At 66.3% G+C, this 19,160-nt stretch carries 18 protein-coding genes and 2 pseudogenes; 9 read left to right on the top strand and 11 right to left on the bottom strand.

Annotated features, from left to right (window positions below; genetic code table 11):
* Positions 1–100: 100 nt before the first annotated feature.
* Positions 101–430, bottom strand: a complete 330-nt coding sequence (gene clpS / locus CN538_RS14260; protein WP_245392364.1) for an ATP-dependent Clp protease adapter ClpS — start codon at positions 428–430, stop codon at positions 101–103.
* 420 nt (positions 431–850) lie between these two features.
* On the opposite strand from clpS, the gene CN538_RS14255 reads away from it, so the two are divergent.
* The 8 genes from CN538_RS14255 (at position 851) to CN538_RS14220 (ending at position 8,517) form a co-directional block, all read left to right on the top strand.
* Entirely contained in the window at positions 851–1,441 is a 591-nt protein-coding gene (locus CN538_RS14255) for a pseudouridine synthase (RefSeq protein WP_106419864.1), read from the top strand.
* A gap of 141 nt (positions 1,442–1,582) precedes the next feature.
* The gene (locus CN538_RS14250) at positions 1,583–2,011 is read left to right on the top strand and encodes an NUDIX domain-containing protein (protein WP_340638119.1); all 429 of its coding nucleotides are present in this window, start codon (positions 1,583–1,585) and stop codon (positions 2,009–2,011) included.
* A gap of 218 nt (positions 2,012–2,229) precedes the next feature.
* The gene (mnmA, locus tag CN538_RS14245; RefSeq protein WP_106419862.1) at positions 2,230–3,417 is read left to right on the top strand and encodes a tRNA 2-thiouridine(34) synthase MnmA; all 1,188 of its coding nucleotides are present in this window, start codon (positions 2,230–2,232) and stop codon (positions 3,415–3,417) included.
* Positions 3,414–4,058 carry a high frequency lysogenization protein HflD gene (gene hflD / locus CN538_RS14240; RefSeq protein ID WP_106419861.1) on the top strand — a complete coding sequence of 215 codons (645 nt, stop codon included), beginning with the start codon at positions 3,414–3,416 and terminating at the stop codon, positions 4,056–4,058. The genes mnmA and hflD overlap by 4 nt, the downstream gene beginning before the upstream one ends.
* A gap of 77 nt (positions 4,059–4,135) precedes the next feature.
* Positions 4,136–5,509, top strand: a complete 1,374-nt coding sequence (purB, locus tag CN538_RS14235; protein WP_106419860.1) for an adenylosuccinate lyase — start codon at positions 4,136–4,138, stop codon at positions 5,507–5,509.
* A gap of 29 nt (positions 5,510–5,538) precedes the next feature.
* Positions 5,539–6,729, top strand: a complete 1,191-nt coding sequence (locus CN538_RS14230) for a ribosomal protein uL16 3-hydroxylase (protein WP_106419859.1) — start codon at positions 5,539–5,541, stop codon at positions 6,727–6,729.
* A 139-nt stretch (positions 6,730–6,868) separates the two neighbouring features.
* Positions 6,869–7,336: an outer membrane lipoprotein gene (locus CN538_RS14225; protein ID WP_106419858.1), complete on the top strand. Its 468-nt coding sequence runs from the start codon at positions 6,869–6,871 to the stop codon at positions 7,334–7,336.
* Between the two features lie 194 nt (positions 7,337–7,530).
* Positions 7,531–8,517, top strand: a complete 987-nt coding sequence (locus tag CN538_RS14220; protein ID WP_242495168.1) for a lipid A deacylase LpxR family protein — start codon at positions 7,531–7,533, stop codon at positions 8,515–8,517.
* A gap of 92 nt (positions 8,518–8,609) precedes the next feature.
* Here CN538_RS14220 and CN538_RS14215 read toward each other — a convergent pair whose 3' ends face one another.
* Positions 8,610–8,897 carry a hypothetical protein gene (locus CN538_RS14215; protein ID WP_106419856.1) on the bottom strand — a complete coding sequence of 96 codons (288 nt, stop codon included), beginning with the start codon at positions 8,895–8,897 and terminating at the stop codon, positions 8,610–8,612.
* A gap of 194 nt (positions 8,898–9,091) precedes the next feature.
* Here CN538_RS14215 and slyD point away from each other — a divergent pair.
* A pseudogene (gene slyD, locus CN538_RS14210) lies at positions 9,092–9,572 on the top strand (peptidylprolyl isomerase).
* Between the two features lie 170 nt (positions 9,573–9,742).
* On the opposite strand, the gene CN538_RS14205 reads toward slyD, so the two are convergent.
* The 9 genes and pseudogenes from CN538_RS14205 to CN538_RS14180 all read right to left on the bottom strand — a co-directional run bounded on the left by CN538_RS14205 (position 9,743) and on the right by CN538_RS14180 (position 19,147).
* On the bottom strand, positions 9,743–10,372 hold the full coding sequence (locus CN538_RS14205) for a C40 family peptidase (protein ID WP_106419855.1): 630 nt from the start codon (positions 10,370–10,372) through the stop codon (positions 9,743–9,745).
* Between the two features lie 292 nt (positions 10,373–10,664).
* Positions 10,665–12,911 carry a DUF1266 domain-containing protein gene (locus CN538_RS14200; protein WP_106419854.1) on the bottom strand — a complete coding sequence of 749 codons (2,247 nt, stop codon included), beginning with the start codon at positions 12,909–12,911 and terminating at the stop codon, positions 10,665–10,667.
* A 306-nt stretch (positions 12,912–13,217) separates the two neighbouring features.
* The gene (locus CN538_RS23175) at positions 13,218–13,358 is read right to left on the bottom strand and encodes a hypothetical protein (RefSeq protein ID WP_242495165.1); all 141 of its coding nucleotides are present in this window, start codon (positions 13,356–13,358) and stop codon (positions 13,218–13,220) included.
* A gap of 182 nt (positions 13,359–13,540) precedes the next feature.
* Positions 13,541–13,990, bottom strand: coding sequence for an acyltransferase family protein (locus CN538_RS23170; RefSeq protein WP_340638345.1), 450 nt, complete (start codon positions 13,988–13,990; stop codon positions 13,541–13,543).
* Positions 13,991–14,019: 29 nt separating this feature from the next.
* On the bottom strand, positions 14,020–14,322 hold the full coding sequence (locus CN538_RS23165; protein ID WP_242495163.1) for a hypothetical protein: 303 nt from the start codon (positions 14,320–14,322) through the stop codon (positions 14,020–14,022).
* Entirely contained in the window at positions 14,301–14,498 is a 198-nt protein-coding gene (locus tag CN538_RS23160) for a hypothetical protein (RefSeq protein ID WP_242495161.1), read from the bottom strand. Before CN538_RS23160 ends, CN538_RS23165 begins: the two co-directional genes overlap by 22 nt.
* Before the next feature lie 166 nt (positions 14,499–14,664).
* Positions 14,665–14,908, bottom strand: a pseudogene (locus CN538_RS14190) (GlsB/YeaQ/YmgE family stress response membrane protein).
* A gap of 161 nt (positions 14,909–15,069) precedes the next feature.
* Positions 15,070–17,568, bottom strand: coding sequence for a glucans biosynthesis glucosyltransferase MdoH (mdoH, locus tag CN538_RS14185; protein ID WP_106419853.1), 2,499 nt, complete (start codon positions 17,566–17,568; stop codon positions 15,070–15,072).
* Entirely contained in the window at positions 17,561–19,147 is a 1,587-nt protein-coding gene (locus tag CN538_RS14180) for a glucan biosynthesis protein G (protein ID WP_242495160.1), read from the bottom strand. Before CN538_RS14180 ends, mdoH begins: the two co-directional genes overlap by 8 nt.
* Between the last annotated feature and the right edge of the window lie 13 nt (positions 19,148–19,160).

Here is a 19,160-nt window from a genome sequence, read left to right as displayed (position 1 = left end):
TTAGCCACTGAGGGCGTCGGTCGGCACTTTCACAATCGGGCACAAACAGCGGTTTCGCAAGTCCCCGACGCACAAAGCGTCACGGACCGCCCCACCACCCCTACTCGACGGCATCCACATCGCACATCAGCGGATGTTCGCACTCGCGCGCATACTCGTTGACCAGATGACACTTGGTCTCCGCCACGTCACGGGTGAAGATGCCGCAGGTCGCCTTCCCCTGGGTGTGCACGGCGAGCATGATCTGCACCGCCTTCTCACTGTCCATGGCGAAGAAACGTTGAAGTATCTCGACGACGAACTCCATCGGGGTGTAGTCGTCGTTATAGAGTACGACCTTGTACATCGGCGGCGGCGCCAGCTGCGGCTCCGACGCCTGTTCGGCAACGTCTCCCTGCTCGTGGTGATCAGGGTCGGGAGGGCGCGTCATGCCGAGACGCGCCGGCTCCCCATGGGAATCAGACGACACGCTATTTACGATCTCTAACATGGTAAGGATGAATTCCTGAGTGCACGGGCCGGGGTCGTCCATCGTCGCACAGGTGTTGCAGCGAGTGCAGCTGGCAACCGGTACCGGTACCCTGTGCCTCGCCTGGCGCCGGCACCTGGATTGCCTCGCACGAGTGCGAATCGAGCCGTCTCTCAGTGAGGTGTTGGATACCGTTGAAGACCCGAGGTTCCCTTGAAGATGCGGCCGATATCGCCATGATGCAAGCCCGAACAAAAAATAGTTAGCCGTGAGCCCTGGCGTCAGCCCCGCCGCGGTCACCACCCGCGCCCGGCCACTCGCTGGCCACGCCCTGTCACGCTGCCCACTCACCTCTCCAGGAGCCGCTTCGACGCGAACGCCATGGGTCGAATCTATCTGCTGCACAAACCTTATCAGGTGCTCTGCCAGTTCACTGACGACCGCGGTCGCGCCACGCTGGCCGACCATCTGGCGGTGCCCGACGTCTACGCCGCCGGCCGTCTCGACTACGACTCGGAGGGCCTGCTGCTGCTCACCGACGACGGCGGTTTGATCCATCGCATCAGCGACCCACGCCACAAGCTGGCCAAACGCTACTGGGTGCAGGTCGAAGGGGCACCCGATGACGCCGCCCTGACGACACTCGCCCGCGGGGTGACACTCAAGGATGGCCCGACGCGACCGGCCCGGGTTCGCCGGCTGGCTGGCCCGCCACCAGCGCCGCGCGACCCGCCGGTACGCTTTCGCCGCGACATTCCCACCACTTGGCTGGAGATCGAGCTGCGCGAGGGACGCAACCGCCAGGTCCGGCGCATGACCGCCCATATCGGCCACCCAACGCTACGCCTGATGCGGGTGGCGATCGGCCCCTGGCAGCTGGGGGATCTGGCTCCCGGGGCGTGGCGTAGTGAACCGCTCAACCTGCCGACGGCACCTGTCCCGGGACGCGCGCGGACGCGCCGACGCCGCTGAGCGCAGGCCTCGGGTTGGGCCGCGCGGGCTGTGCCGCGACGCCAGACCCGGTATGATCATAGCCAGCCCGGTAGCCAGAAGAGTGCGCCGTGGAAGCGTTCGAGTGGGGAGAGAGATGACATGAATCGCTGGACACCACGCGTGACCGTGGCCGTCGTGGTGGAACGCGCCGGCCGCTACCTGATGGTCGAGGAGGATCGTGGCGGCCCATTCAGCCTCTACAATCAGCCCGCCGGCCACCTCGAGCGCGGCGAGCGGCTGGTCTCTGCAGCCGAACGCGAAGTGCGCGAGGAGGCGGCCTGGCAGGTGGCGATCACCGACTATCTCGGCCTTTATATCCACCACACCCAGGACGGGCTCACCTTTCATAGCCACGCCTTTCTGGGACTACCGCTGGCGCACCTGGGCAATCCACTCGACAAGGGGATCGTCAGCGCCCACTGGCTGACCTTCGACGAGATCGATGACCTCGAGCGCGCCCGCCGTCTGCGCAGCCCGGTGGTGATGCAGCGTCTGCGCGACGTGCGCGAGGGCCGCCGTTTCCCGCTGGACGCGATTCGCGAGCGCTGACAACCGCGCAGCCAGACGCTCGCGACCAGACTCTCGCCGCCAAGTCCTCGTCGCCAAACTCGCCATGCCCGCGCCACCGCCACGCGAGCCGACAGCGCGGTGCACTCGATGCTGCCCCGCGCTTTCGGCTATAATCCCGGGTCATTTATTCCGCGGCCCGTGCCGGTGCCGGGGGTTGCGCCCCGCTCGCCACGGACCCTGTCGGCCAGAGATTCGCCATGACGCTTGCCACACCTCCATCCGAGACTCCCGAGGGCCCGACCGCGACCGGTGCCACCACCGTGATCGTGGGCATGTCCGGTGGCGTCGACTCCTCGGTCACCGCGCTGCGCCTGCTCGAACAGGGTTACCGCGTCGAGGGCCTGTTCATGAAGAACTGGGACGAGGACGACGGCACCGAGTACTGCACCGCGATGGCGGATCTGGCCGATGCCCAGGCGGTCTGCGACAGCCTCGGCATCAAGTTGCACACGGCCAACTTCGCTGCCGAGTACTGGGACAACGTCTTCGAACACTTCCTCGCCGAGTACCAGGCCGGACGCACGCCCAATCCTGACATCCTGTGCAACCGCGAGATCAAGTTCAAAGTCTTTCTCGACTATGCCGAGATGCTCGGCGCGGACCTGATCGCCACCGGCCACTACGTGCGCCGGCGCCTCACCGCGGACGGCCGCGCCGAGCTGCTCAAGGGTCGCGATGCCAACAAGGACCAGAGCTACTTCCTGCACGCGGTGCCGGGGGCGGCGATCGCCAAGACCCTGTTCCCGGTGGGTGAGCTGGAGAAGTCCGAAGTTCGCGCCCTGGCCGAGCGCCACGGCCTGGCCACCGCGCGCAAGAAGGATTCGACCGGGATCTGCTTCATCGGCGAACGCCGCTTCAGCGACTTCCTCAAGCAGTACCTGCCGGCCCAGCCGGGACGTATCGAGACGCCCGAGGGTGAAGTGGTCGGCGAGCACACGGGCCTGATGTACTACACCCTGGGCCAGCGCCGCGGCCTGGGTATCGGCGGGCTCAAGGCGCACAGCGAAGATCCGTGGTTCGTTGCCACCAAGGATCTCGAGCGCAATGTACTGGTGGTGGTTCAGGGCGAGCATCCGCTGCTCTACAGCGACACTGCCTACTGCGAACCCGCCGCCTGGATCGCCGGCACCCCGCCCGAGGCCGCGCGCCTGCGCGCCAAGACTCGCTACCGTCAGCAGGACGAACCGTGCCAGGTGCAGGTGCTCGACGATGGCGGCCTGGCAGTGCACTTCGACACGCCGCAGCGCGCGGTCACCCCGGGTCAGTCGCTGGTGCTCTACGCCGACGACGTCTGCCTCGGCGGTGCGGTGATCCGCGCCACCGCAACCACCGCTACCGGCGCGGCCGAGCCCACCTCACTCATAGGGAGCGCGCGTTCGGCATGAACCCAACGCCCATCCAGTCAGCCCCACTGGGCGCCAGCGGTCGTCAGGCACTGGCCCTCGCCGGCGTGTTTCAGGCCGCTACGGTGGTCGACCAGCTCGCGCGCACCGGCCACTGTGACGAGCGCGCCTGGAACACGCTGGTGCGCGCCACGCTCGACACCGACCCGCCCACCTTCGAGTCGATCTATGGCGGCCACCACAACAACCTGCGCCAGGGTATCGACACGCTGCTGGCGGTGATGTCACGCCAGCAGGCAGACCCAGCGGTGATGCGCTACGGCTTCTCGATGGTGCTGCTGATGCAGAAGCTGCGCAAGAATCAGGCCATGATGCGCACCCTGGGCGAGCGTCTGGGGCGCATCCAAGGTCAGGCCGAACACTTCGGTAACACCCACGACAACGTGATCGCCAGCCTCGGTGAGCTGTATCAGGAGACGCTTTCGACCTTCCGCTACCGCATCGTGGTGCAGGGCGAGCCGAGCCTGCTACAGAGCCCGGGCATGCCTCCGCGCATCCGCACCGCGCTGCTCGGCGGCGTGCGCTTTGCCCTGCTGTGGCACCAGCAGGGCGGCCGACGCTGGAGCCTGATCTTCCAGCGCGGCGCGCTCAAGCGTGCCCTGCGCGAGCTCGACGGCCACTGAGCGCGGGCCGCCCACGCCTGCTTTTTCGCTTCTTCCAACGCGAGCCGCCCGCTCGCGCGACGCTTCGGGAACCCAAGATGAACGACCTCTCTGCTCTCACCGCCCTCTCTCCCGTCGACGGGCGCTACGCCGACAAGACAGCCGCCCTGCGCCAGCATTTCAGCGAGTTCGGCCTGATCCGTGCCCGTGTCACCGTCGAGGTGCGCTGGCTCGAGTGCCTGGCCGCACATCCCGGCATCGCCGAGGTGCCGGCGCTCTCCGCCGAGGCCCAGGCCTTTCTCGACCAGCTGGTGAAGCGTTTCTCGGTGAGCGACGCCGAGCGCGTCAAGACCATCGAGCGCACCACCAACCACGACGTCAAGGCGGTGGAGTACTTCATCAAGGAGGCGATCGCCGAACAGCCCGAACTGCACGCGATCAGCGAGTTCGTGCATTTCGCCTGCACCAGTGAAGACATCAACAACCTCTCCTATGCGCTGATGCTGCGTGACGGCCTCGGCGCACTGCTGCCCAGCATGCGCGAGATCCACGCTGCCATCGCACGCCTGGCCGCTGAGCACGCCGAGCAGCCGATGCTGTCGCGCACCCACGGACAGACCGCCAGTCCGACCACCCTGGGCAAGGAAATGGCCAACGTCGCCTACCGTCTGGCGCGCCAGCTCAAGCAGGTCGAAGCGGTGGAGTTCCTGGGCAAGATCAATGGCGCCGTGGGCAACTACAACGCCCACCTGGCAACCTACCCGGAAGTCGACTGGGCCGACAACGCCCAGCGCTTCGTCGAGTCGCTGGGGCTGACCTTCAACCCCTACACCACCCAGATCGAGCCGCATGATTATGTCGCCGAGCTGTTCGATGCGATCAGCCGCTTCAACACCATCCTGATCGACTTCGACCGCGACGTCTGGGGCTATATCTCGCTGGGCTACTTCAAGCAGCGCACGGTGGCCGGCGAGATCGGCTCTTCGACCATGCCACACAAGGTCAACCCGATCGACTTCGAAAATTCCGAGGGCAACCTGGGGCTGGCCAACGCCCTGCTCGATCATCTGGCGCGCAAGCTGCCCATCTCGCGCTGGCAACGCGACCTGACCGACTCCACCGTGCTGCGTAATCTGGGCGTGGGCCTGGCCTACGGCCTGATCGCCTACCACGCCTCGCTCAAGGGTATCGGCAAACTCGAGGCCAACCCCCAGCGTCTCGACGACGATCTCGATCAGAGCTGGGAAGTGCTGGCCGAACCGATTCAGACCGTGATGCGTCGCTATGGTATCGAGCAGCCCTACGAAAAGCTCAAGACGCTGACCCGCGGCAAGCGTATCGATCAGGCGGGCTTCGCCGCCTTCATCGACACCCTGGCACTGCCGGACGAGGTCAAGCGTGAGCTCAAGGCCCTGACCCCGGGTACCTACACCGGCAACGCCGCCGCCCAGGCCAAGGCGCTGGGCGCCTGAACGCGCTCGCACCACCGCAGGAGGATGCCATGACCGCCGCCAATACCCCGCGCACGCTGCTGGGCGGCCTGACCCCCGCCCAGTTCCTGGGCCGCCACTGGCAGAAATCGCCGCTGCTGATTCGCGGCGCACTGCCCGACTTCGTCTCGCCCCTGGACCCGGACGATCTCGCCGGCCTGGCCTGCGAGCCCGAGGTCGAGTCGCGCCTGGTCGAGGAGCAGGGCCCGGACAAGGCGTGGCAGGTGAGCCAAGGCCCGTTCGACGACGTCACCTTCGCGCGCCTGCCCGAGAGCGGCTGGTCACTGCTGGTGCAGGCGGTCGACCACTACGTGCCCGAGGTCGCCGCGCTGCTCGCCCAGTTCGACTTCCTGCCGCAGTGGCGGCTCGACGACATCATGGTCAGCTACGCCCCTACCGGCGGCAGCGTGGGTCCGCACGTCGACCAGTACGATGTCTTCCTGCTGCAGGCCAGTGGACGGCGCCACTGGCAGTTGGGTGGCAATCCCGGCGACGACGCGCCGCTGATTGCCGGGATCGATCTGCGCATCCTCGATACCTTCGAGGTCCAGCCCGATCAGGACTGGGTCCTGGAACCCGGCGACATGCTCTACCTGCCGCCGGGCGTGGCCCATCACGGGGTCAGCGCCTCGGATGACTGCATGACCTTCTCGATCGGCTTTCGCGCGCCCTCGGTCGACGAAACCGTCACCGCCTTCGCCGACTACATCGGTGAGCAGCTCGGCGACAGCCAGCGCTACACCGATGCCGATCTGCAGCCGCCGCAGCACCCCGGTGAGCTGGATGACGCCGCGGTGGACCGTGTGCGCACGCTGCTACTGGCCGCTATCGATCGCCCGGATCAGATGGCGCAATGGTTCGGCCGCGCCATGACCCAGCCCAAGTATCTCGATCAGCTGGTACCCAGCGACAGCCCCAGCGATCCAGCCGAGGTGGAGGCAGCGCTCAGCGCCGGCGAACGCCTGCTGCACAGCCCCGGCTCGCGCTTCGCCTGGCGGGGGCAGACGCCGACCCAGGCGACGCTGTTCGCCGATGGCGATGCCTTAGGCTGCGACCCGGCGCTGGCGCGCCGCCTGTGCGACGCCGAACCGCTGGACCAGAAGAGCCTGGCACATCCCGAAGCGGCCACCGTGCTGGCCGCGCTGCTCGACGCCGGTAGCCTGTGCTGGGATGAGGATGACGAAGAGGACGACGAGGCGTGAGCGTGGAGTGGCGGCAAGTTCGCCACAGGCTGCCTACACTGAGTCGGGCCGGCCGCGGCAGAAATGCTGGACGAGTTCGGAAACACTGTTTTAATATCCTTGGCACAAAACCTTGCTACTAGGTTCAGGAGGAGTGAACATGAAGAAACTGCTTATCCCCGCGCTGGCTATGAGCGTGCTGGCCCTGGCCGGCTGCACCAATACCTCGACCTATTCGGGTGACGTCTACCGCGGCAATCAGGCCGAGACCGCACAGTCGGTCAGCTACGGCACCATTCAATCGGTGCGCCCGGTACAGATCCAGGGTGGCAACGGCGAAAGCGTGCTGGGAAGCCTCGGCGGCGCGGTGATCGGCGGCCTCCTCGGCAACCAGGTGGGCGGCGGCTCCGGCAAGACCCTGGCTACCGCGGCGGGCGCGATCGGCGGCACCATCGCCGGCAGCAAGGTCCAGCAGGCGACCGATCGCGTCGACGCCTACGAGCTGGAGATCCGCCAGGACAGCGGCCAGAACGTGGTGGTCGTGCAGAAGGCCGATCGCAACTGGCAGGTCGGCCAGCGTGTGCGCCTGATCGCCAGCGGCTCCAGCGTCAGCGTCGCCCCCTACTGACGCCTGTCGGCGCCCACCCCGCGCCGATCTCAGGTCAGCAGTCACGAAACGGTGCCCTACGAGGCACCGTTTCTACGTTCGGGCTCCCCGATCGGCACGCATCGTTAGCCTGATACTATTTTCGCCTGTCGCCCGCACTTTACATACGCTATCGTATGTTCTGTGGTTAAGACTCTTAAGGGAATGACAGGGACATGAAGGGACGCATAATGGCCACGGCCGGCCTGGCTGCCGCCGCGGCGCTGCTGTCGGGTGCCGCTGCTGCCGATGGCCTGCTGACACTCAAAGCGGAAAACGACCTGTTCGCCAGCGGCGGCGACGGTCACTACACCAACGGCCTCGAGATCGGCTGGTCCTTCGCGCCGAGTGCCGACCACTGGACGCGCCAGCTCGCCGATATCCTGCCCGGCTGGAGCGGTGCCACGCTGGACGGCGCCGCCTATCGCTTCGGCCAGCAGATCTACACCCCCGAGGACATCGACCAGCGCAGCCTGATCGAAGACGACCGCCCCTACGCTGGCGTCCTCTACGCCGGGCTCTCGCTGTTCGACGAGTCGCGCACGCCCGGCTGGCGCCGCAGCAGTGGCCTGTTCTTCGATGCAGGTCTGGTCGGCCCCGGCTCGGGTGCACGTACGGTGCAGAAGAACTTCCACCACTGGATCGGCAGCGACGAGCCCGAAGGCTGGCACAACCAGCTTCACAACGAGCCCTTTGTCAATGTGGCTTACGAGACCGCCTGGTGGAAGACTGCCCGCCTCGGCGGCCTGGAAACCGAATTCGGTCCCTCGGTGGGCTTCGCCGTGGGTAATCTCTATACCTATGCCGCCAGTGGCCTGGGCCTGCGCCTCGGCCAGGGGCTCGACCAGAGCTTCGGCGTGCCGGCGGTGGCACCGTCACAGGGGAGCCGGGTCTACTTCCGCGAGAACAGCGGTTTCAACTGGTATCTCTTCGCCAATCTTGAGGGCCGGCTCATGGCCCACAACATGCTGCTCGACGGCAACACCTTCGAAGATAGCCACTCGGTGGATCGTCGCCCTTGGGTCGGCGAAGCCCAGCTCGGCCTGGCACTGTCCTGGGACCGCTGGCAGCTCTCCTACAGCTCGGTGTGGCGGACCAAGGAGTTCGACGAGCAGGACGGCGGTGATCGGTTCGGCTCGATCACCCTCTCCACTTGGCTCTGAGCCCGGCGACTCCCAAGCCTGAAACACGACGGGCGCTGTACTCGCGACAGCGCCCGTCGTCACTCTGGCTGGTGGTATCGCCGAAATCCTGCTCAGTGCAGCTTGGCCTTGCGCAACGCCCAGCAGGCCAGGCGCTTACCGACCCATACCAGCAGTGCCAGCAGAATCAGCGTCAGCAGCATCGAGATCGGCTTGACGATGAACGTCGCCCCCAGGATCGCCAGCGCCACCGACACCATCCAGCGATCCTGCGCCGGATCCCCTCTGAGCTGCGCCGGCAGCCAGCGTTCGACCAAGCCACCCAGCGTGCCCTCCCACGCCTTGAGCGCCAGGAACAGCAGCACGGCAAAGGCGACGAGCCATACGATAAACACGGTCATGCAACACCTCTCCTCACCCCAGAGATCACGATATCAATGCCTTCCGCAGGGTACTCACAGCCTCGATCCGGCGCAACTGCCGGTGAATGCCGGGCGAGAGGCACGGTTTTCACCCATGACAGCCGCTCACCACCTGACACGGAAGCCATGGCACGTTACGATATTGGAGACATGCACAAACGCAAAGTTCCCAGATGCAGATTGCCCAGAACTCCGTGGTCGCTTTTCACTATACCCTGACCAACGACGCGGGCGAGGTCCTGGACAGCTCGGAAGGCCGCGATCCGCTGACCTATCTTCACGGCGCGGGCAACATCATCCCGGGGCTGGAGAAGCAGCTCGAAGGTCGCACCAATGGTGACAAGCTCACGGTCGCCGTCGAGCCGAACGAAGGCTACGGTGAAGTGCAGCCGGCGCTGGTACAGGAAGTGCCGCGCGATGCCTTCCAGGGTGTCGAGGAAGTCCAGCCGGGCATGCAGTTCCAGGCCCAGACCCAGGAAGGCCCGTTGATGGTCACCGTGACCAAGGTCGAAGGCGACACCGTCACCGTCGACGGCAACCATCCCCTGGCCGGTGAAAAACTCAACTTCGACGTCGAGATCACCGAAGTGCGTGAAGCGACCGAAGACGAAGTCCCACGGCCACGTCCACGGTGAAGGCGGCCACGAGCACTGAGCCGCACACCGCGGCGCTCCGCTCTCGCGGGCGCAACGACAAAGGGCAGCCTATCGGCTGCCCTTTTTTTGTCTGCGTTCATCGCGACTGGTTTTGTCTGCGTCCATCGTGGCACGTGACTGTACGTACGAGGCGCGCCTGGCGCAGTACATAAGCTGTCGCGTCACACCTCAGCCCTCGCTGGCCAGGACCACCCGCTGCGCCAGCTGGGTGCGCTCCATCGGGCGCCGCGCTTGCCAGTAGTAGCGTCCCCAGTAGACATTGTCGAGCCGCGACAGTTTGACACCCTGCGAGGTCGAGGCGTGCAGGAAGTAGCCATCGCCGACATAGACACCGACATGGTTGTAGGGCCCCGGCGGGCGAAAGAAGACCAGATCACCGGCCTTGAGATCGCTGCGCGAGACGCGGCTACCCTCCTGGACCTGCTCCTCGGTGGTGCGCGGCAGCTCAAGCGAGAAAGCCTCGGTGAACACATGCTGCATCAGCGCCGAGCAGTCGATGCCGTGGCGGCCATTGCCGCCGAGTGCATAGGGGGTGCCAACCCAGCGCTGGTGCTCGTCGAGCAGCGCTTCACGAATGATAGTGGGCGAGACAGGTGAAGGCTGGCGGTAGTCACGCACCTGGCGTGCCTGCTGATGCGTCCGGGGAGGTGATGCCGCCGGCGTCTGCTGGGCGACGACGAAACGCGACTTGGCCACCGGAAGCGCGTACTGCGCGTGAACCTGTTGTTGTTGTGCGGGAGTCGAACAGCCACTCACGACAAAGGCGATGGCCAACCCCAGGGCCGTGCGTTTGAGCATTCAGCGCAACCTCATTCACCGGTGAGCCACCACGGGCATGCCTCGATACACGCCGCGGGTGTCTCACGACCGGGCAAGCGCCATCGGGCGAATTGAGTCGCTGTGGTGGTGACACCGGTGGGGGTATCACCGCCAAAGCGGCCAGTATTCGGCTCGAATCATCGACAGTCAGGATCAAAAAAACCACGCGCCGTCTGGCCGACGGGCGTAGCACACCGCGGATGATATGTCATCGATAGGGCTTTGACGAGCCCTATCGTGATGAAAGCGAGACTCGATCGCGGCGGCGCATTCAGTGCAGCCGATGCGGCCCACCCACCAGCACGTCGACGTGCAGCGGCGTCGAGTGGCGTCCCGGGCGGCCGGGGAAGTCGAGACTCGCCCAGCTACCGGCGAGCAGCGGCGAGGCGCCGAGCCAGGCAGTCAGCGCCTCGCGGAAGCGACGCAAGAAATCGTCACGCTCCGGGGTGTCGTCCATGAAGAAGCCGAAACCGCTGAAGAGCCCTTCCGCGTAGGCTTGCCAACTGCTGTAGTGGCGCTCGGCGAGCCCCCCCGCCGCCTCGAGATAGCGCGTCAGCGCGGCATCGTCGAGCCAGTCGAGCTGGCGCCCAGCGAGACTCAGATCGACCAGCTGGGCGATATCCCAGGCAGTCATGTCCTCGTCGTTGCAGCCGCAGGCGTTGTCGCGCACGTGGCGTAGCCGCAGCAGATGCACCCGCTCCTCCTCACCGCAGTCGCCGGACTCGAGAATCGCGATCTCCTCGGCCAGGCGGCGCGGGTTGAGCGTATAGGGGGCGTAGTTGATCTGATACTCCTGACGATCCCCTGCCTCGAGCAGGTAATCGAGAAACTCGGCGAGTCCGGTCGCCCCCTGCAGCGCGTATTGATGCTCCAGCCACTCCTGCAGTGCGCGCCGATCCTCCGCCGCCAGCGGCAGCGGCCACTGCCATGCCGCCTCGTTGAGTGGCCCGGCCAGCGACATCGCGGTGAACTGCTCGAGACTCGGACGCGGTCCCGGCTCCTGCCACTGGCTATCGAAGATCGGCGTCAACCAGTGAAAGCGCGAGCCGGGGTCGCGCAGATGCCAGGCGATGTCATCGCCCAGCCCGGTCTCCTCCGGCGCCTCCTCGGGGCTGAGCAGCGTCTCCCACGTCAGCCAGGCCGCGAGCAGCGTCTGCGGCGTGGCATAGAAGCGCCCGAGCGCACCCGCCAGCGAGCGCGCCTGCGTCTGCAGCTCGGCCGGCGCGTAACGTTCGCTGTCCGCCGCCATGAGCAGATAGAAGGCGTACTTCTCGGCCATGAAGATGGTCGCGGCATGGTCAGCGCACGCCTTCAGCGCCTGACGCCGCTCGCCGGCGACACGGCCGCTGACTGCCGCACCGGGGTGACGCGCATCCGCCGCCAGCTGATTGAGATGGTGCGCCTGGGCCGGCATCCAGTAGCGCGCCAGCGCCGCCAGCGGTTCGTCACGGCGCAGCGTCAGCACCTCGTTGAGATAGCGCTCGGCATCCTCGCGCCGCGCCGGCGCCAACGGCTCGCCGAGCTGGTAGCGGGTCGCCAGATCCGGCTCCCGCACCGCCGCCAGCGCCAGCACCCAGGCATCGGCCGAGGCGTGGCGTTCACGCACCACACGCCGCGCCTGCTGACGGCGGTCGTTGTCGAGCGTGTGAGCCAGCGGGGTCTGCCAGGGGCTGCCGGCCGCCCCCAACAGACGGCCCCAATCGGCCTCGAAGTCAGCACACAGATCACGCCCCTCGAACAGGCTGCGGCCGCGCTGGTAGGCGTGCGCCATGGCGGGCCAGTCGGCATAGCGCTGCTGCAACAGATCCAAGCCGTGGGCAGCGAAGGTTTCGGCCTCCTGCGCCGACAGCCAGCCCGCGCCAAAGCCGAGATAAGCCTGATCGATCAGCCGCAGCCAATCCCAGGCCGCCCACTCGAGCGGCTCCGCGCGGGTCACGAAGGCGACCAGTACCTGACCGTATTCGCGCTGTTCGCCGAGCGACGCGAGCCAGGTCTCGGCTTCCACCGAGCCCTCGCGCCCGAGCCGGGCGGCGTCCATATCCCAGCCGTAGCGATAACCCTGGCGCGCCAGCCATTCAAGACCCGCGAGCAGCGCATCGCGTCCGGCGATGTCGAGCTCTTCACGCAGCAGGCGCTGCCACCCCAGGCGCTCGTCGGGATCGGGAGTGAACGGCCAGCGGAGCACCGGGGCGAAGGTCGCACGCGCACCCCACAGCGGCTCGGCCCACAGCGACTCGGCGGATGCTCGTGCACCCTCGAGCTGACGCGCCAGCGCCGGCCAGTCGACCCCGCGACCCTGACGTTCGCGCTTGGCCAGCGCGCGCCCAGCGGCATCGAGCAGCGGATCGCTCCACGGCGCCCGCGCGCGCCAGCGGTTCGCGAGGGTGGCGGTGACGATCTCCGCCGCCAGCCAGGCGAGCCAGGCGGCCTGGCGCTCGCCCTCGAGCCATCCCACCGCACCGCCCAGCGCCAGCAGCTCGAGCGCCGCTAGACGCGACGGGCGGAGGCTGCTGCCCATCGACCGTACTCTCCACAGGCGCCAGGCGAACTCGTCGCGATCCGTGATCGCAGCGTCTGCAGGCGATCACGCGCCTGCACCGGCGACAGCGCCTGGCGGGGATCGGCGCCCTCGGGCCAACCGCAGAGTGTCAATGCTGAGCCCACACTGGACGAGGAAGTTCGCGCAAAGAGAGACTCGTGAAACGCCGAAGACAGGACGCCCGCCGAACGATCGAGGAGACCGCCACGGACGCGGCGGCACAGTACCGGAAAGCGAACGCCCCGCCGACCGCCAGGTCGTCGGGGCGTCACGCTTGTCGCGACGTCAGCTCATCTTGTCGACGTGCGTGCGCGTCGTCTTGTGCAGCAGATGGCGCAGCAGCCAGCGCCGGACCCGCACCACGAACTGCTCCTGGAACAGGTACAGAACAGCACCGTGAGCAGCAGGAACACGGGATAGAGCCACAGATGCACGTCGCCGGCCGCGGCCAGGCAACCGCGGAAGTCGCTCAGACACAGCCCCGGATCACCCGACAGCACCTTTCGACGCGCGAGAACACTGCGTACAGCGGCACATGGAGCGCGCACATCGGCAGCGAGGCGCCGCCCAGACGCGAGGCCAGGCGCTTGACCCGCCGGCTCCTGGGCTCACCCCACTGCGCGGCCACGTAGACCAGCGTCAACTGCGCCGGGCAGCAGCAGCCCATCGTGCAGCAGGTAGTACCAGGCGTGTCCGCGTCCGAGCAGGAACAGCGCCGCCGCGATGCTGGCGGCCACACCGAGCAACGCCAGCAGCTGCCGGCTCGGCGACATCGAACGTCCGGCGTCCCGCTGCTGTGCATAGAAGGTATAGAGCAGAATGCCGGCGGCGAACTCCGGTAGCCGGATCAGCGGATTGCGGTGCAGGATACCGGTCTCCGGCACGCCGTAATGGGTGGTGAAGACCACGATCAGCGGGGGGATCAGATAGATCAGATTGACCCACAGCATGGCGCGCCGCGGGTGCAGGACCCGACGCAGGCGTGGCGCCAGCCACGGAAAGGTCAGATAGAAGAAGAACAGCGCCGAGATCGACCATGAGGGCGGATTGAAGGTCAGGTAGAGCGGGTTCCAGGCGTGCAGCAGGGTCAGGTTGAGCAGCAGATTGATGCCCGTTCCAGCGGCGACATGGTGTGGTTGAGGCTTTTCCAGTCGAGCTGGCCGATGTCATTGTTGACGTCGTAGACCACGAAGCGCAGCGAGATGTCGCTGTCGCCCGGGGCAATGGCGAGATAGCCGACCAGCGCCGACACGCTCATCGCCAGGATCAACGAGCCGATATGAATCGGATAGAGATTCGAGAAGCGCTTGAGCAGGAAACTCTTGACCGGTTCGCGCATGCGATGCGCATCGTCGAGATAGACGTGGGTCAGCAAAAAACCCGAGAGCACGAAGAGAACGCGCTGGTCGAGAAGAAGCCGATATCGGTCACATAGTGCGACCAACTGCTGATCGAGGGATAGGTGTGCAGCGTGTGGAATATGACGATGTACAGGCCGAGAAAGAAGCGCAGCCACTCCAGGCCGATGAAACGCTCCTTCTGGCCGGCGCTTTGCGTGCCGGACACGGCGGTCTTTGAATCAGGCATTCCTTGCAGATCTCTGGCCGTCGAAAGGCCTCATTCTACCCGATTCGCACCGCCGGGCACGCCCCAAGGCGCGACGTACCCGACGCAAGGCGCCAGACCCGGCCAAAAGACCATCACACGGGCGCTTCTTCCAGCCTGCTCAGCGCTACGCCTTCTTGATCTTGGCCACCACCCACAGCAGGATGATGGCACACCGATCGTGGCCACCACCAGCGACCCGATCAGCCCGTTGGAGGAGAGGCCCAGCAGACTGAAGATGAAGCCACCGATCACGGCACCGACGATACCCACGCCGATATTGCCGAGAATGCCGAAGCCACCGCCGCGCATCACCTTACCCGCGATCCAGCCGGCGATACCCCGATGATCAGCCACAAGATAAAGCCCATAGAGTCACTCCTTGATTCCGATGAGGGGTGTCGAGGCGGCGCTTGCCGCCGTCGCCTCAAGGATAGACACCCCGGGCACAATCTTCACGGCCGCGACCACCCATAAACGCGATGGGCCGACGATCGTCGGCCCATCCTGGCGTTCGCCGCACAGCCGCAGCTCAGCCGAACACCGGCACCCGGGTCGACTCACGCGACGGCATGCCGGATTCGAACCACTCCCGGTGCGCCTGCGCATCGCTCCACACACGGAAGTGCAGCTGCGACATCATCACCGGATCGTCGAGAAACGCCAGCCGTTCGAGATTGCCCATCGCCGCCGGCCCGCGGGTCGCCGCTGCCGCCACGCGCTCTGCGCGGCGCCGGCGCAGCGGTTCCGCCGTGGCATGGCGCGAGGTACCCAGCGCCGTGGCCAGCGCGTTGGCGACCGGATCGACCACCACCTGCACGAAGTGCGGGGTGGCCGCCGCCGCGTTCATCCGCCCCAGATGACGCACCATTCGCCGCAGCACGCGTGGCGGATGGGTCTCCTCGGGGATCCGGAACAGCCGCGCGCGGAAGCAGGCGCTGCCCAGGCCCACCCGGCTCGACAGCGCCGAGACCGGGATCGACAGCATCATCGCGCCGACGATCGGCGACAACCACCACAGGAAGGTCGGCTCCATGAAGTAGACCCCGGTCGCCCACACCGCGCCGATCAGGGTTTGACTCCAGTGGTTGCGGATCGCGTCACCCCAGGTGGTGTCGCTATTCTCGCGCGACGGCGAGCGCCACTGGATCGCCCAGCCCATCAGCGAGGTGAGCACGAAGCGGGTATGGAACAGCATCCGCACCGGCGCCAGCGCCATCGAGAACAGCGACTCCAGCACCATGCTGACGAAGACCTTGAACGGCCCGCCGAACTGCCGGCTGCCCTGGATCCACACCAGCACCACGCTCAGCACCTTGGGCAGGAACAAAAGCGTCGCGGTGGCACCGAACAGGCCTACGGCCAGGGTCGGATTCCACTGCGGCCAGACCGGGAACATCATCCCCGGTTCGGGGAAGTAGTTCGGTGTGCTCAGGGTGTGCACGGCCAGCAGCGCCGTCGACAGCACCAGGAACAGACACCACAGCGGCGCCGAGATATAGGACATCAGGCCCGTCAGGAAGACCGCGCGATGAACCGGGTGAATCCCCTTGGAGAGGAACAACCGGAAGTTCATCAGGTTGCCGTGACACCAGCGGCGGTCACGGTTGAGCTCGTCGAGCAGGTTGGGCGGCATCTCCTCGTAGCTGCCCTCGAGCTCGTAGGCGATCCAGACACCCCAGCCGGCACGCCGCATCAGCGCCGCCTCGACGAAGTCGTGGGAAAGAATCTCCCCCGACATCGAGCCCTTGCCGGGCAGTGGCGCGAGCATGCAGTGGCGCATGAACGGCGCCATGCGGATGATCGCGTTGTGCCCCCAGTAGTGCGATTCGCCCAGCTGCCAGAAGTGCAACCCGGCAGTGAACAGCGGGCCGTAAACACGGGTCGCGAACTGCTGCATGCGCGCATAGAGATTGAGACGCCCCGAGGCGCGCGGCGCGGTCTGCACGATGCCGGCATCCGGGTGTGCCTCCATCATCTGCACCAGACGCGTCAGGCAGGCGCCGCTCATCACGCTGTCGGCATCGAGCACCAGCATGTAGCGGTAGAGCGCGCCCCAGCGGCGACAGAAGTCGTCGAGGTTGCCGCTCTTGCGCTTGACCCGGCGCTGGCGCCGGCGATAGAAGACCTGGCCGAAGGCATCGAGATCACGGCACAGCGCCAGCCAGGCATGGGTCTCGGCGATCGCCGTGTCGGGGTCGAAGGTGTCGCTCAGGATGAACAGATCGAAGTGACGGTCATTGCCGCTCTGGCGCAACGACTCCAGGGTCGCGCGCACCCCGGCGAATACCCGCGGCACGTCCTCGTTGCAGATCGGCACCAGCAGCGCGGTGCGCGCGCTGGGATCGATCGGCTCGTCACCCACTTCCGAATCGATGGCGTAGCGGTCGCGCCCGCGCAAAAGCTGGAAAAAGCCCATCAGCGCAGTCCAGAAACCCGCCGAGACCCAGGCGAACAGCAGCACGAACAACCCTAGAATGGTCATCTCCAGCCACTGCGCGCCCTGCCCCGGCAGCACCGTGCGCATCTGGTTGGCAGCGATCACGCTCTGCCCGAAGATCAGGACCAGCAGCACCCAGCGACGCCCGGTGGCGACCCACTGCCAGCGCGGCTTGGGCTTGGCCGGGCGCACCCGACGGCGGAAGCCGCGCCCCACCCAGTTGCGAAAGCGCTGCCCGAAACGCACGAACGGGTTGGTCGACCACGCCTCCGGCGCCAGCGGCGTGCGCTGCATCGGCGGCGCAGTCTCGAGGCGGGTGATCCCTGCCGCGTCGGTGGTGAGCACCTCAGGCGGTGCCAGCGGCGGCTCGGCGTAGGCCAGCGCCAGCCGCCGCCCTACCGATTGCGCCGCAGGATCCTCGGGGTCCGGCTCGTGCCCGCCCAAGGCGGCGTGCAGCGCCGCCATGTCGTGGGTATCCAGATCGCTCGCCAGCAAGCGCCGACGCGCCTCCCGGTCCTGGGCCTCGAGCGCCAGGCGCTCGAGATACTGGTCAGGCGATGCGATCCGCTGTGAGGGAGTCGCATCAGCCATTGGCGGGCAGCCTGTAGTACCAGGTTTCGGAGAGACGCTGGTCGCCCTTGTTGAGGTAGGCGCGGATATCCAGCGGCTTGCTGTTGTCGCTGCGCTTGACCTTGACGAACACACGCCAGCCGCCGGTGGCCGGGTTGGGCTCGGCGCGGCTGCCGACCAGTTCGCCGTTGTCGCCGACACTGGCCTGAACGCTGATATTGGCGTCGGCACCGAGACCGGACAGCGCGGCACCGTCGAAATCGATCACGAACGCCAGCGAGCCGTCAGACTCACGCACCAGGTTGTCCTTGAGCACCTCACCGCGCGAACGGCGGGTCTGCTCGACCCAGGCCAGCGACGGATCGGCGTAGCGGCTCTCGTTCTTGGTCACGGTGAAACGGTAGTCGTAGTCCAGCGGCGTGCCCGGCTCGGGCGCGGTCTCCGGCAGCCACATCGAGACAATGTTGTCGTTGGTCTCGTTGGGGGTCGGAATCTGGATCAGCTCGATTTTGCCCGCGCCCCACTCGTTCTGCGGCTCGACCCAGGCACTGGGGCGCAGATCGTAGCGGTTAGCGATATCCTGATAGGCGGAAAAGTCGTGGTTGCGCTGCATCAGGCCGTAGCCACGCAGCCGCGGGGTCGCCTGCTCGTTGATCATCAGCTTGGCCGGGTTGGCCAGGGCACGCCAGGTCCAGCCGTTCTGCGAGTCGCTGATCAAAAGGCCGTTGGAGTCATGGATGGCGGGGCGATAGTTGAGCTCGGTGGAGGGCTGCGCCGGGCCAAAGAGATACATGCTGGTGAGCGGCGCGATGCCCAGCTTTTCGATCGGACGGCGTAGATAGAGCCGGGACTTGACGTCGACCACGGTGTCGGCGCCGGGGCGCAGCACGAAACGGTAAGCGCCGGTGACGCTGGCCGAGTCGAGCAGTGCGAAAATGGTCAGGTACTGGCTGCTCTTGCTCGGTTTGACGACCCAGAACTCCTTGAAGCGCGGGAACTCTTCACCCGAGGAGAGTCCGGTGTCGACCGCCAGGCCGCGCCCGGAAACGCCGTAGACCTGATCCTTGCCGACCACGCGGAAGTAGCTCGCGCCGAGGAAGACCATGGTCTCGTCCTTGCGCGGGTTGTCATTGAGCGCGTAGTTCACCTTGAAGCCGGCGATGCCCAGGTCGGTACTGGTCTTGACCTTGTCAGAGAGCTTCAGGTCGCCGTAGGTGAAATCGTCGGGCTTGTAGGCGAAGTCGTGCACCTCTCCCTGATCGTCGATGCTGTGCAGCTTGATCGCGCTGTCGTAATGCATGCCTTCGTGGAAGAAGCTCAGCGTGAACGGCACTCCATCCCCACTCCAGACATCGCGATCGCGCTTGAACTGGATCTGCTCATACTGGGCGAAGTTCAGGTTGCGCAGCTCGTCGGGCAGATTGCGTTCCGGTTCGCTGTAACCCTGCTGGGAGAGCTCTTCGGCCTGCTTGGCGACGTCGTCGAAGCCGAAGGCCAGTACGTTCTGGGCGATGCCGCTGAGCAGCAGCCCAGCCAGGGCCGCCGCGGGTATCAGCCCCTTGCGTCGTTCAAGGTTACCTTGCCGGATCGATGCACTCACACTCACACTCCTT

It is taken from the genome of Salinicola tamaricis, assembly GCF_003006155.1.
Classification (GTDB): Bacteria; Pseudomonadota; Gammaproteobacteria; order Pseudomonadales; family Halomonadaceae; genus Salinicola; species Salinicola tamaricis.
Note: the sequence above shows the minus strand (reverse complement) of the source record. Positions and strands in the feature narration are given on the sequence as shown.